The organism is Bacteroidota bacterium (assembly GCA_016714535.1).
In the GTDB taxonomy this organism is placed as follows: domain Bacteria; phylum Bacteroidota; class Bacteroidia; order AKYH767-A; family OLB10; genus JADKFV01.
In genome coordinates this window covers 451,250-464,957 of sequence record JADKDR010000002.1, presented here as the reverse complement: position 1 = coordinate 464,957, position 13,708 = coordinate 451,250, and the positions used below count along the sequence as shown (strand labels likewise).

Annotated in this window: 12 protein-coding genes; 2 read left to right on the top strand and 10 right to left on the bottom strand. The window is 38.2% G+C overall.

Annotated elements, in window-relative coordinates:
• Positions 1-20: 20 nt before the first annotated feature.
• From IPO27_05015 to gcvP, 6 genes are all read right to left on the bottom strand, one after another.
• Positions 21-755 carry an isoprenyl transferase gene (locus IPO27_05015; GenBank protein MBK8845957.1) on the bottom strand — a complete coding sequence of 245 codons (735 nt, stop codon included), beginning with the start codon at positions 753-755 and terminating at the stop codon, positions 21-23.
• A 74-nt stretch (positions 756-829) separates the two neighbouring features.
• A complete protein-coding gene (locus IPO27_05010; protein ID MBK8845956.1) occupies positions 830-1,618 on the bottom strand; it encodes a hypothetical protein in 789 nt (262 codons plus the stop codon).
• A 150-nt stretch (positions 1,619-1,768) separates the two neighbouring features.
• Positions 1,769-2,698 carry a hypothetical protein gene (locus IPO27_05005; GenBank protein MBK8845955.1) on the bottom strand — a complete coding sequence of 310 codons (930 nt, stop codon included), beginning with the start codon at positions 2,696-2,698 and terminating at the stop codon, positions 1,769-1,771.
• Between the two features lie 186 nt (positions 2,699-2,884).
• Complete coding sequence (locus IPO27_05000) at positions 2,885-3,385, bottom strand: hypothetical protein (GenBank protein ID MBK8845954.1); 501 nt, start codon at positions 3,383-3,385, stop codon at positions 2,885-2,887.
• Positions 3,386-3,512: 127 nt separating this feature from the next.
• Complete coding sequence (locus IPO27_04995) at positions 3,513-4,418, bottom strand: glycosyltransferase family 2 protein (protein MBK8845953.1); 906 nt, start codon at positions 4,416-4,418, stop codon at positions 3,513-3,515.
• 156 nt (positions 4,419-4,574) lie between these two features.
• Positions 4,575-7,439: an aminomethyl-transferring glycine dehydrogenase gene (gene gcvP, locus IPO27_04990; GenBank protein MBK8845952.1), complete on the bottom strand. Its 2,865-nt coding sequence runs from the start codon at positions 7,437-7,439 to the stop codon at positions 4,575-4,577.
• A 542-nt stretch (positions 7,440-7,981) separates the two neighbouring features.
• Between gcvP and IPO27_04985 the strand changes: the two genes are divergently transcribed.
• Complete coding sequence (locus IPO27_04985) at positions 7,982-8,524, top strand: DUF420 domain-containing protein (protein ID MBK8845951.1); 543 nt, start codon at positions 7,982-7,984, stop codon at positions 8,522-8,524.
• Between the two features lie 300 nt (positions 8,525-8,824).
• Positions 8,825-10,111, top strand: a complete 1,287-nt coding sequence (locus IPO27_04980; protein ID MBK8845950.1) for a T9SS type A sorting domain-containing protein — start codon at positions 8,825-8,827, stop codon at positions 10,109-10,111.
• Between the two features lie 233 nt (positions 10,112-10,344).
• Here the strand turns inward: IPO27_04980 and rseP are convergent, their stop codons facing one another.
• The 4 genes from rseP to IPO27_04960 form a co-directional block, all read right to left on the bottom strand.
• Positions 10,345-11,682: an RIP metalloprotease RseP gene (gene rseP / locus IPO27_04975; GenBank protein MBK8845949.1), complete on the bottom strand. Its 1,338-nt coding sequence runs from the start codon at positions 11,680-11,682 to the stop codon at positions 10,345-10,347.
• A 118-nt stretch (positions 11,683-11,800) separates the two neighbouring features.
• On the bottom strand, positions 11,801-12,574 hold the full coding sequence (locus IPO27_04970) for a T9SS type A sorting domain-containing protein (GenBank protein ID MBK8845948.1): 774 nt from the start codon (positions 12,572-12,574) through the stop codon (positions 11,801-11,803).
• Between the two features lie 90 nt (positions 12,575-12,664).
• Positions 12,665-13,021: a 6-phosphogluconate dehydrogenase gene (locus tag IPO27_04965; GenBank protein ID MBK8845947.1), complete on the bottom strand. Its 357-nt coding sequence runs from the start codon at positions 13,019-13,021 to the stop codon at positions 12,665-12,667.
• 85 nt (positions 13,022-13,106) lie between these two features.
• Positions 13,107-13,670: an aminoacyl-tRNA hydrolase gene (locus tag IPO27_04960; GenBank protein ID MBK8845946.1), complete on the bottom strand. Its 564-nt coding sequence runs from the start codon at positions 13,668-13,670 to the stop codon at positions 13,107-13,109.
• Positions 13,671-13,708 lie beyond the last annotated feature (38 nt).

Here is a 13,708-nt window from a genome sequence, read left to right as displayed (position 1 = left end):
ATCAATTTTATTTTTAAAAATTATTCCTCTTGTGCTCCTCCAAATCGCCTCTCTCTATTTTGAAAATCTACCACAGCTTCAAAAAAATCTTCCTTTGAAAACTCCGGCCAGAATTTTTTAGTAAAATACAATTCGGCATATGCAAGTTGCCACAGCATGAAATTACTTATACGATACTCACCACTGGTTCGTATCATTAGTTCCGGGTCGGGAATGCCGGCCGTAGTAAGGTAACTATCGATAGTTGAAGAATTAATATCGCCAATTTTAATTATTCCCTCTTTAGCCTGAGCAGCAATTTTTTTAATGGCCTCAGTAATTTCCCACTTGCTGCTGTAGCTTAAGGCTAGCACAAGTGTAAGACGCTTGTTATTGGCAGTTTGTTGTATGGTTTCAAGTAATTTTTTTCTTGCTGATTCTGGAAGGTCTTGTGTATTACCAATGGTCAATAACTTGATATCATTTTGCATGAGGGTTTTAAATTCGTTAATGAGAGATTTAATCAATAATTCCATCAGCGCATTTACTTCAAATGATGTTCGCGACCAATTTTCGGTACTAAAAGCATACAAGGTGAGGTACTGAATGCCTGCCTCGGCAGCAGCTTCTACAGCCTCGCGTACCGACTTAACTCCGGCCTGATGTCCAAAGACACGCATTTTGCCCTGTTGCTTTGCCCAGCGCCCGTTGCCATCCATTATAATAGCTACGTGCTTTGGCAATTTATCCTTGACTAGTTTATCCTTATAACTCATATTAAAAAAAGGGAGCGCAAATGTACACTATTCGAATGCACAGCTACTTTTTATTTAAAAATAATTAAACCACCTTAATGTAACTTTACACGGAATGGCTTGCAAATATTATGATAGTCTTTTTTTAGAGTAAAAGATATGCTCAGCCCACCAATAAAATACCAATCTTTTTCGGTGCTGTTGCCCCTTTGCCTCAATGCCACATTGTTGTTTAGCTGATCTTTGCTTAGATCGCTTAAAGCCGCTGCAAGTGCGCCATTCTCTGCAGCCAAAATAACTTTGTCAGCATAGTTGGTGCTTACATCATCTAAATAGTCGGTACTTGCTTTACGACCCATTCCATCAAGTGTTATTCCCCAACGATTAGCAAGCCTTATTTTAATGCCACCACCCATCGAAAACGAAGTGGATGTGCGCTTATACTTGCCTTTGGCCCCAGTAATTGATGTGCCCTGGCCTTCGGTACCGAGGGGCTGCAACAAAACAACATCGCCATTATAATTAGTTTTGGGATTAAATCTGAATATATTGAAACCAGCGCTGATAAATGGAGTTATCGTGCTTCGTGGGTTGGCAACCTGAAATTGAAAAAAGTTGAACTCCAGATTAGCACCAAACTCGGTAATAGGACTAAAATAATTTAGATTTCTATTTTTAAAATAAGCCGAATTGGTAAGGGCATCGTTACCATATACTTTAGCCCGTACAACTGACAACCTGTATGACCAGTGATTATTAAAGCAATGCCGGTAATACAAGCCAAAAGCAGGGTAAACTTTATGCACTACAAACATACTTCGGTTAATATCGGTTTTAGCAGTTGCAGTACCTCCAAATATGGCGATTTCAGAACTTTGGCCCATTAGGCTTACACTAAAAACGAATGCAAAAAATACTATTAAACCACATTTCAACATTGGGCACAAATAACGCAAAAAGCGAGTCATTTATTTTCTTGCAAACTCACAATTATCCTTTTTACTAAAAAGAGATAATGTAAAAATTAAAAAAGATTAGAAAATAGGATAGTTAACCCTGCCACGGTGCAACTTATAAGTAATGCTAATAATGGCCATCATGTAAGAGTCCTTATCGCGGGGGTCGCCACGTTGTTGCCCTGCCCCGGTTCCACCGGTATTTGGCCATGCGCCATCCGACTTGTCGCTTAGCTGGGGCGACAAAGTTCCGAAGTTTTGCTCAAGGGCAGTTTTATCGTAGTATGTTTTCGAAACATCATCCATATAATCGGTAAATGTTTTACGAATACCGTATTCAAAGGTCATTCCTACCCTGCGGTCGAACTGATATTTTACTCCCATGCCTACGGGTATGGTTAATTGAATCCGCCTGTAATGCTTCCGTGTTTCTACCAAATTCTGGCCTTCGGTGTGCAGGGGATGCAAGTTATACCAGGTATTGCCCAATTGACCTTTGGGGTTAAAATAAAAACCACCAATACCTGCAAAAATATATAGTCCGGTTTCAGAGCTCTTGCGGCCACGCACTCCTCTAAGTTTATATCGGTGGCCCATCTGCTCGCGCAACAGGAAAGCTTCAAAATTGATACTAGCTTCCCATACATTCGATTTAAAATTGAGGTTACGATAATTGCGGTAAAACTCATCGGTAAGTTTATCATCTCCGGCTATTTTCCCATAATATATATGAGGATGAATGGCAAAAGTTGGGGAAATACGATACCTCATTCCTATCTGCGCTGCTACGCGCGTCATAGAAAATTCAAGGTCACGAAAATAATTGGTGCCAATTTGATTTGCTCCACCCAAATCGCCTAAAAAATTGCTGGCACCTATACCGAAATCAAATTCGTAACGGTATGATTTCCAGCGCTTACTCACACTTCTGCGCTTGGCTTTGTATTGACTAAATGCAAGATCCGGAATAATGATGAGCGCTAATAATACCAATACTTTTCTATTCATAACAATCTGTTGAGTTCTTTTGAGGGACGTCAAAAATACAATTTATCTTTTATTAACAAGTGGTGGAGATATAAATACGGTATCCAAAATAACAAATATTAAGCCTCCTATGGTTAAATCGCGCTTTTGCCTGATTAATTTAACATTCAAGACACTTGAAATGCTATTATTTAGAGCCTGTATGTATTACAGCCTTGTAAAGGTTATAAAATCGGTGCTTTCAACTTTATCAAACCCTTGCTGACGCAGCATGGCAACTATTTGCCCGCGATGATAGGTGCTGTGGTTAAAGCAATGCATTAGCATATCGGCTACCAGGCTGCTATAGGTGCCATCATTTTTAATTGTAGGATATTGGCGCAAGGAGCTCAAATCACTTTCTGAAAAAGAAAGTACCATTTGAAGAAGTTCATTGCTATTACTAATCCAGATGTTTTTAAACACTTCAATACCAAAATTAAAATCTGCGCTTGGTGGCCATGATTTAAGTTGTAGACCTGTAAGGCGCATAATCCATACAGTTTCAGCATCGTATATATGTTGTGCGGTAAGTCTAATATTATTGAAGCTGCTAATCATTGCTGCATTGCATACTTCGTCACCTGCTTCAACAAGCCATGTTGCGACTTTCTCATTTGCCCAACAATTATAGTGCGCCATTTTAGTAAGATGAGATATCATTGTCATGCCGTGAAGGTAGTTTGATTTTTTATTTATTGAAATAATTCAACAGTGTATTTTATGAAAATGTAAGCGAGAAAAGAACTGAAAACTAACTAAAATGATTAAAGTAAGTTGTAATCAAAATCAGGTGTTATTTTAATATCGCATTGCGTAAGCAGATGGCAATTAATTTCCACACATACCCTGAATATTTTTTTTGTGGTAAATAGTAGAGTGCCCGGTGAAGCAAGTACTTAAATTTATCAAGCTTGCCTTTTTGCGCTGCTATCTCTGCAAAGGTCATATACTTATCAAACAAAAATTGATTGCGCATGTCGAGTGTCAGTATTGGTGCAAGCAGATTACCGTAATTTTCAAACAGGTGATTGATACATGCAGCATACTTATCTATATGACGTGTGTCGAGATTATCGAACATATTGTTTATGCTACGGTCGTCATGATAATGAACTACAGCAAGCGGCTCAGGCAGTTGGTAAAATTTGTGTTGAACCAACAGTCGTAACCACAGATGCATATCTTCCCATACATTAAATTCAGCAGGGAATTGATGCGTATCCAGGAATTCTCGAGGCATGCATACACCACAGTTTTGCAACAGCGCATGCCATGCCCATTGCGCAGCATGCTCTGGGCCATCGTACATTAAGCTTACCGTTTGGCCACTATGCTTTTTTATTATACTTGGCGCATAATAAAATGCAGCTTCAAAATTTTTTGAAGCAATATAATCATAAAACGTTTGTAAGTGTTGCGGCAGGTATTCATCGTCACTATCAAGAAAGCAAATAAACTCTCCGGTAGCTTTGCTAATCCCGTTATTGCGCGCTGCGCTGCGTTCAGCATTATTCTGGTAAAAATATTTTATACGCACATCTTCGAACGTACTTACTGCTTCGCGTGTCTTGTCCTTACTCCCATCGTCAATTATAATGAGCTCCCAATCTGTAAATTTTTGCGCCAGCACACTGTTGATAGTGATGGCAATCATTTTTTCGCGATTGTAGGCAGGGGTTATGATAGAGAAGAAAGGCAATTATTAAAAAGTATTATTAATGAACGAAATTGAACGATGGATATACTAGTTTGATTTTCCTAAAAAAACCATGAATAAAGATTTATTCATGGTTTACTTTTAGTTTTGATTTATTCTGATATTAAAACAGCTGTTGAATAATAACGCTGCTGTTGATTATTTCATATACTCTTCCATTGGCAAGCAAGTGCACACTAAGTTACGGTCACCGTATGCGTTGTCAACACGCTTTACACTTGGCCAAAATTTACTGTGTCGCACATAAGGCAATGGATAAGCAGCCTCCTCGCGCGAATAGGAATGTGTCCATGCCGTAGCAGTAACTTCTGCTGCGGTGTGCGGAGAATTAATAAGCGGATTATCTTCTTTGCTCCAGGTAGCATTCTCTATCATTTCAATCTCCTTGCGTATCGCAATCATAGCATCACAAAAACGATCGAGCTCTGCTTTGGGTTCACTTTCGGTTGGTTCTATCATGAGTGTACCAGCTACAGGAAAGGAAACAGTAGGTGCATGAAATCCATAGTCTATAAGCCTTTTGGCAATATCAGTAACTTCTATGCCTGCTGTATTTTTAAATGCGCGACAATCCAATATCATCTCGTGCGCGCAAAATCCGTTGGTGCCTTTGTATAATATGGGGTAATGATTTTCTAATCGTGCTTTAATATAGTTGGCGTTAAGAATTGCATGCTGCGTAGATTTTTTTAACCCATCGGCACCCAACATGCGTATGTATGCATAGCTGATATGCAATATACTTGCACTACCAAAAGGCGCAGCCGATACTGCTTTTACGGCTTTGCTTCCTCCGGTTTTTACCAATGGATGTCCGGGTAAAAACGGCATCAGATGATCAGCAACACAGATAGGTCCCATGCCCGGGCCTCCACCACCATGAGGTATAGCGAAAGTTTTATGTAAATTTAGATGGCAAACATCGGCACCAATCATTCCCGGATTGGTAAGTCCTACTTGTGCGTTCATATTAGCACCATCCATATATACCTGACCACCATTGTCATGAATAATTTTAGTAATTTCTTTTATGCCCTCTTCGTAAACACCATGTGTGCTTGGATAGGTAACCATCAAGCAGGCCAAATCATGAGCGTGTTGCTCTGCCTTAGCCCGCAAATCAGCGATATCAATGTTTCCTTTATCATCACACTTCACTACTACTATCTTCATACCACACATAACAGCACTTGCCGGATTGGTTCCATGAGCCGATTGTGGAATGAGTGCAATGTTGCGATGTCCCTGTCCTTTCGATTGCAGGTAAGCATTAATTACCAACAGCCCGGCATACTCTCCCTGTGCGCCACTATTAGGCTGCAACGAAGTAGCAGCAAATCCAGTAATCTTGCTCAGGTACGATTCAAGGTTGTGAATCATTTCCATATAACCTTCTACCTGATTGGCTGGAGCAAAAGGATGGATATTGCTAAAAGCTGCCCAACTTAAAGGAGCCATTTGAGCAGTGGCATTTAGCTTCATGGTGCAAGAGCCTAACGCTATCATAGAGTGAACCAGCGAAAGATCTTTTAATTCCAAGTGTTTAATGTAACGCAACATTTCATGTTCCATGTGATGGCTGTTAAATACCTCTTGTTGCATAAAGGTGCTTGTTCGTTGCAAGGCCTCACCAGTTTGCATAGAAGTGCCTAGTGCAAGTTTGCTAACATCTACTTTTGATTTATTTGCTGAGCTAAAAATTTCGACCAGCTTACGCACATCTTCAATGCCAGACGTTTCGTCAAAAGCAACATACACGTACTCCTCCTCACTATCCCAACGCAGGTTGTAACCTGCTTTGGTTGTATCATTTAAAATAGCATCGCGTGTATAACGCACACGTATCTTAAGTGTGTCAAAATAATTTTCAGCTTGCACATGATAGCCGAGCGATGTAATGGTATTGGCAAACAGCTTTGTGAGCAGATGTATGTTTGTAGCAATATGCCTAAGCCCATCGGGGCCGTGATATACGCCATACATACTTGCCATAACGGCAAGCAACACCTGAGCTGTGCAGATATTAGAAGTTGCTTTGTCGCGTTTAATATGTTGCTCGCGGGTTTGCAGCGCCATACGTAAAGCGCGGTTACCGGCAGCGTCAATACTTACACCAATTAACCGACCGGGTATGTCGCGCTTAAAATCTTCTTTGCATGCAAAGAAGGCTGCGTGAGGTCCGCCAAATCCAAGAGGCACACCAAAGCGCTGTGTATTTCCAACAACACAATCGGCACCCCACTCGCCCGGAGGTTTTAATAGAGTCAGGCTAAGCAAATCGGCTGCTACAACTACCATCATTTCGTTTTGCTTCCATTGAGCTACAATTGACTCGTAATTGAGTATGGCTCCATCAGCACAAGGATACTGTAAGAGCGCGCCAAAAAATTGATGATCAGGTTTTTCTTCAAATGGATTGCCTATTATTACTTCAATTCCCAATGGTTGTGCACGGGTAAGAATTACATCAATGGTTTGCGGAAAGCAGCTATCGGCCACAAAAAACTTCATGGCACTTTGTTTGGCCTTACTTCTGGAATGAAAAAACATAGACATAGCCTCGGCTGCTGCCGTAGCTTCATCGAGCAACGAAGCATTAGCTAATGGCATTGCTGTGAGGTCGCACACCATGGTCTGATAATTAAGTAACGCTTCCATACGGCCTTGCGCAATCTCGGCCTGATAAGGAGTGTAAGCAGTGTACCATGCAGGATTTTCGAAAATATTTCGAAGTATTACCCCGGGAACGATGGTACCATAATATCCCAAGCCAATGTAATTTTTGTACACTTTATTTTTATTTGCCAACTCCCTAATGTATTGCAGATACTCCTTCTCATCCATTGCAGGAGGAAGCACAACATCTTCGCTAAGGCGAATTGCCGGTGGTATGGTTTTATCAATAAGTTCTTCCACAGATTTTACTCCGATGGTGTTTAGCATTGCCTGTATATCTGAAGCATTGCAGCCTAGGTGCCTGTCGGCAAATGAATATTTTGACATTTTTACTTTTTTGGAGATGCGAAATTAAAAATTACTTTGCATTGTGACCTTTTTTTTTGTTGCATATACCTACACCTTTTTTAAAAAAACGCCAAAACCTCCATGGTTACTAGAGCTTAACACCCACCCCACCTTTAGGCTTAAAAAAAACGTGAGACATTTGTTGCAGATTTACCAACATCAACTTAGAAAACTTTATCATCAATTATAAACAAGGCCCTCTATCATAATGTTTTTAATTGCAACATAATTGCAAAGGTATAAGCAGAAATTTTCAATTTTGCCAAAGCACATTGTGCATAATTCATTCCTTTATTAAACAAAGGATTAAATTGCAATAATCAATTTTGCAAAGTTACATTAGAGCCTGTTTAAAATTTATATGATTTGTTTCCTTAAGGCGAATATTACGATTATCTTCGTTATGTTTTTGGCTCATAGTTGGTTGCTTTGTACTGCAAAACATGCCTTGCTAATCAAAATATTCGCTATTAATAAATTCAAACTATAAATCTTAAACAGGCACTTACAAAAAAAAATAAATGGACTCGAAGAAGAACGAAAAACTGGTATTCAGGATGATAATGATTATTTCGGCTGTAGTGTTTGCTACGGTGGTTGTGCTAAACCGTAAAGTGCTGCCCCGTCCCGATGATGCGCCCGCATGGGCATACAACCTGCCTGCCTTAAATGCACTTATTAATGGCACTTGCACATTGTTGCTTTTGTTATCATTTTACTATATCAAGAAACGGAATATTGTAATGCATAAACGCATCAATATTATTACTTTTTGCATGTCTTCGCTTTTTCTTGTTTCGTATATTATGTACCATTATCTGTGTGACGAAACACATTACCCCAAAGATAATCCTGTAAGGCCTTACTACCTGGCAATTCTATTTTCGCATATTGTACTTGCTGCGCTGGTCATGCCCATGGTACTGTTGTCATTTTATTATGGTTTGTATAACAAAGTAGAAAAGCATCGCAAACTTGTAAGATTTACCTTTCCAATATGGCTGTATGTAACAATTACTGGTGTGGTAATTTATTTAATGATTTCGCCTTTTTATCAGCATTAGGAGCCTGGTTAATATTATCTGATTGTTTTTTTTTCGCATATTTTTTTTCGCAATCAGTTTTATAGTCTTAATCTAACGCGAGCTTAATACATAGAATAAAAAAAATGGTATTTCTTTGAAAAAACGAAAATATTCAAAATTAAAATTTCCAATTGTAAAAAATAATCACGTTACTTTGTAATTACATAAAAATTCGGACACCCAAATTGTTCTTTGCATTAAATGTTCTCCCTAATATTTACAAATTAAAAAAAAAACGTATGAAAAATGAAGTAATTTTACTTTTCACAATGCTATTTTTTGTACAAAGTAATTTGTCAATCGCCATTTGTTTTCACCAAGCTAATCAGTGGAACATCAGAAGCCCGATCTTTTATTCAATTAAAAGATTCGGGCTTTTTAGTAGTCGGAATGCATAATATCAGTATTACCCTTCCAACATATTTTAGTTTTGCATATAGGTTAGATAAATATGGCAATGAGATTTGGACAAAGATTTATCAAAATATTTTTATTGCTAGTGACATTGAAATGTTAAACGATACTTCTGCAATTATCACTGGTAAATATGCCAACAATCCAAACATTACTTTTACCATTATTGATTTAAATGGAGATAGCATAACTTCCATTGAATATATTGACTCAGGTACTGATATCAGTAGGTTAATTAAAAGAATTAATAATAACGAATACTTGCTTAATAATGTATCTATTAACAATTATGCATTTCAGGTATTAGACTCAAATTTTAATGATGTTTGGCACGATTATGCAAATTTCGGATTTGCAGGTTTTATTTATCCAGATATAGACAATGGATATTTCGCATGTGGATATAGCGATGGCTTAATTGACCCATATCAAGTGCAAAGAAGAGATAGTAATGGAACCATTATTTGGAATAGAAACTACGGCAATTTATGGAATAACTCTACGCCAGACTTGTATGCTACCGGAGTTGTATGTGAAGACAGTAATTATTTAATAGGATGTGATAGAGGTGAATACGAATTGATGAAATTAGATCGCAATACGGGCGATACTTTATGGACAAAAAATATAAATGCTGGTTCTAACGAATCCTATATTTTTCCATTATCTTATAATCGTTTTATTTTTCCCGGTGATGTGAGCTCTTTTAAATATTATTTAATAGATCAGAACGCTGATACTATAAATAGTTTCAAAACTGCATGTGTAATAAACTATGCAAAACAAACTTATAATGGGGGATTTGCATACTGTGGCTATTTTTGGAAAAACAATACTTATTATTCGTGCCTTATTTCATGCGACTCCCTCGGCAACACCATTTTCACCAGTCAAATAGAATTGCCACAGCAAGATGAGGTGAGTGCGTTTCCAAATCCGGCAGATGATTATGTAACCTTTGCATGGCCAACTGTAAAGCAAAACAAACTGGTAACCCTTACCATATACGATGCACAGGGTATTGTGCATTTGCAAAAAATGATTGCACCACAAGAACAAATAAATATAAACCAACTTGCCAACGGCATTTACAATGCGGTAATAAGTAATGGAGAAAGACAGATGCGTACGAGGTTTGTGGTGGTGCGGTAGAAGTAAGGTAGCTTTATGCCCCTTGCAACAATAAAGTGCTGCTGTTGTAAATTAAACAGCATTTCCAATTTGAGAAACAGGTCAAGTTTTATATATTTGTTTTCCTGATACGAATTACGATTATCTTAGTTATGTTTTTAACCCATCATATGCATCTATTACCTATAAATACATGCCTTGCAAATAAAAAATTCATACCTGCTAAATTCAAAATATATTAATAATAATCAGCATTAATTCTTCGATATCACTTTAAGAATATCATTCCCAAAAGCGAAAGCCATTAAGGATAGCAGAATAACCATTCCTACTATTTGAGCACGCTCCATAAACTTATCGCTAAGCTTACGATGTGTAATAGCTTCCCACAATAGAAATACTACATGTCCACCATCGAGTGCAGGAATTGGAAGTATATTCATAAATGCCAGCACCATGCTTAGTAATCCGGTTAGTGTCCAGAAACGTAACCAATCAAAATCGCCACCAAATATGGTTGCTATACCTATTGGCCCTTGCAATGAATCTTTTACCTTTTCTTCGCCTTTAAAAATTTTGCCAAGCCCTTTAATGTTGCTTGTAATTGCTTCGAATGCATCTTTTACACCATATGAAAAAGCAGAGGCTAAGGTATAAGGCTGTTTTACAAAGTCTTGTTTGTAATCGCATTTTTCCTGAGGCATAATTCCAATTTTTCCCTCGGGGGTTATTTCCACATTGATGACTTGTGGGCTACCCTTTCGCTCAATAGTTATTGGCACTGTTGTACCTTTAAATGCATGTAACACGCTAACCAGATCCCACGCATTATTTATTCGCGAATATTTTATGGCAACAAACTTATCGCCAGCCATAAGGCCGGCTTTAAAAGCATTCGACTCTTCGGTTACTTTTTTAATAAAGCACTTGATGGAGTCAGGTGCTATGTATTGTGCACGAAGGCTTTTATCAATGTCTCGGTAAAATGTGGAAGGAACTTCGATGGTTTTTGAACTTCCATTGCGTTCAATTTCTACTTCAGCACCCATGATTACCGTGGCCGAATACAAATCATCAAACCTTTCAATGGATTTACCGTTTACGCTAATTATTTTATCACCGTTTTCAAATCCAATTTTTTGCCCTGCAGGATATGCAACAATACCCTGTTTATTAACCTCATCTACCGTGGCAAATTCTTTTTTAAGAAAAAAGAGAAGACATGTAAAAATAACTACGCCAAGAATTACATTCATCGTTACTCCACCTATCATAACTATCAAACGCTGCCAGGCAGGCTTGCTGCGAAACTCCCATGATTGCGCGGGTTGTTTTAATGCTTCGGTATCCATGCTTTCATCAATCATACCAGCTATTTTTACGTAGCCTCCTAAAGGCAACCACCCGATACCATACTCGGTGTCGCCAAACTTTTTGCTGAATAATTTAAAATTCCAGGCATCAAAAAAGAGATAGAATTTCTCTACCTTAATTCCAAAGGCACGTGCTGCCCAAAAATGTCCTAATTCGTGTAATGTAACTAATATGGAAAGCGCCCCAATCAATTGCGCAGCCATGATAAATCCTGCCATTCTATTTTTTTTAACGAAGTGCAAATTTAATCAAGACTTTGGGCATAGCAACCTTTGCAAAAAGAAAAAGCCCCACACATGGCGGGGCTTCACTATATTATAACTAAAAGCTGATTGCTTAATTAATGGTAAGTCGCTGCGTAAAAACACCTCGCTCAGTTTCAACTTTTATAAAATAAAAGCCATTATCCTTATTAGTTAGGTTTAAGGAATATTTGCCTGGTGCAATTTTTTCGGCAACAACATCTTTTACTAAGCCTCCAACCATGTTATATACTCGAATGGTTGGTTCGCGCAAAGGCATATCGGCAAAGGTTAGCTGAACCACACCTTTACTTGGATTAGGAAACAAGCTAAACATACGGTACTTATCAATTGAAGGTATGCTGCTTGAATTTTTTATTACCGAAAAATCATCGAAGGCCATGTTACCAACTGATTTATCATAAAAGAACTTCACATGAATGGTACCTGCAGGTAAAGCATAACGCTTGAACACTCCAGGAATATTAGATTGCGGATTAGGGAAAATATATGAATCGAGTAAATTCCATGTAGTTCCATCAGTAGTTGTGTAAACATACATAGTACTTAAGGAGTCGGTTCCATTACCTTTTGTCCAATAAGTAATACTATCTGCATTGGCAAAAGCGGGAGACACCGCAGTTGCGCTGTCCCATCCAAATTTATATGAATTTGGTCCGCTGGGTCCGGAACTTTGTGTGCTAGTATAATAACTAAAAGCACCTACATAAGTTAGTTGCCATCCGTTATAATTGGGTCCTGAAGTACTGTCGTATGTATTAAAGTTGTCGTAAAATAAAATGGTCTGAGCCTGACTGGCTGAGGCCATTCCGATTACAAGTAAAAACAGAAGTATTAGTTTGCGCATAAGGCATTTAGGTTTTAATTGGTACAAATATAAGTATTACCTTCCAAAAACGTTGCCTAACGCATTAATTTTTGGTTAAGCAAATTTCAATTAATTAGCAATGCTGCTTTCAAGAGCTACACTATCAATAAAATATTTGGTGTCTCCTTGCCAGGGGAAATTGTAAATCACTTCGTCATAGAATAATACTACTTTCTTACCTTGAAACGATTCCAAATTTTGATATACCTCTTTGTTTTTTACCGAAAACGCCCAAATCTTATTTGGCAATAAACTTCCTTGTCCATCATCACCAAAACCAGAAATATTTAATTCGCCTTCATAAGTTTTAAACACATAGCCCTTGTTCGAAATCTTTATAAGTATTCCACTGCGACTGCCTTCGCTATAAGTAAAGGTGAGGATAAAATAGGCAATAGCGGCAAGTACAGCTAAAGTCAGAAGCAACTTTAATTTCCACCAGCTTTTCTTTTTGGCAGGCGGAGTTGCGGGTTTTGTAGTATCGGTTGAAGAGGTAGTGCTCATAGAAATATTATTTTTTATTGTATGCGGTCATAGTACGTTCAAGTCCTGTAGCCATAAAACTTTTTATGATATCGGTGGCAGTCGATATGCGTTCGGTTAATGCCTTTTGTTCTTCGGTGTTCCATTTGCTCAGCACATAATTTACTTGCCGGCCTTTGGCAAATTCGCTTCCTATGCCGAAACGCAATCGCGCATAATCAACCGTATTCAAGGTGGCCTGTATATCTTTCAATCCATTGTGTCCGCCATCGCTGCCCTTTCCTTTAAGGCGAATTGTTCCAAATGGCAATGCTAAATCATCGGTAACTACAAGCAAATTCTGAATTGAAATTCTCTCTGTTTGCATCCAATAATTTACTGCTTTGCCACTCAGATTCATATATGTAGTTGGTTTAATCAAGATTGCTGTTTTGCCTTTCCATTTGGCTTCGCTAACCATAGCGAGGCGGTCCGTTTTAAAGGTGAGGCTATCCTGCATGGCCCAATTATCGAGTATGCTAAAACCAATGTTGTGTCGGGTGTATTCGTATTCTTCACCAATATTTCCCAACCCTGCAATTAAAAATTTCATTTCTTCTGCAAACTATATCACACAACAAATTTATAGGC

What these genes read in the sequence shown, in the direction of transcription:
- IPO27_04970 (MBK8845948.1), bottom strand. Translation starts at nt 12,574, where the DNA reads ATGCGCAAACTAATACTTCTGTTTTTACTTGTAATCGGAATGGCCTCA.
- IPO27_05005 (MBK8845955.1), bottom strand. Translation starts at nt 2,698, where the DNA reads ATGAATAGAAAAGTATTGGTATTATTAGCGCTCATCATTATTCCGGAT.
- IPO27_04960 (MBK8845946.1), bottom strand. Translation starts at nt 13,670, where the DNA reads ATGAAATTTTTAATTGCAGGGTTGGGAAATATTGGTGAAGAATACGAA.
- gcvP (MBK8845952.1), bottom strand. Translation starts at nt 7,439, where the DNA reads ATGTCAAAATATTCATTTGCCGACAGGCACCTAGGCTGCAATGCTTCA.
- rseP (MBK8845949.1), bottom strand. Translation starts at nt 11,682, where the DNA reads ATGGCAGGATTTATCATGGCTGCGCAATTGATTGGGGCGCTTTCCATA.
- IPO27_05010 (MBK8845956.1), bottom strand. Translation starts at nt 1,618, where the DNA reads ATGGGCCAAAGTTCTGAAATCGCCATATTTGGAGGTACTGCAACTGCT.
- IPO27_04985 (MBK8845951.1), top strand. Translation starts at nt 7,982, where the DNA reads ATGGACTCGAAGAAGAACGAAAAACTGGTATTCAGGATGATAATGATT.
- IPO27_05000 (MBK8845954.1), bottom strand. Translation starts at nt 3,385, where the DNA reads ATGACAATGATATCTCATCTTACTAAAATGGCGCACTATAATTGTTGG.
- IPO27_05015 (MBK8845957.1), bottom strand. Translation starts at nt 755, where the DNA reads ATGAGTTATAAGGATAAACTAGTCAAGGATAAATTGCCAAAGCACGTA.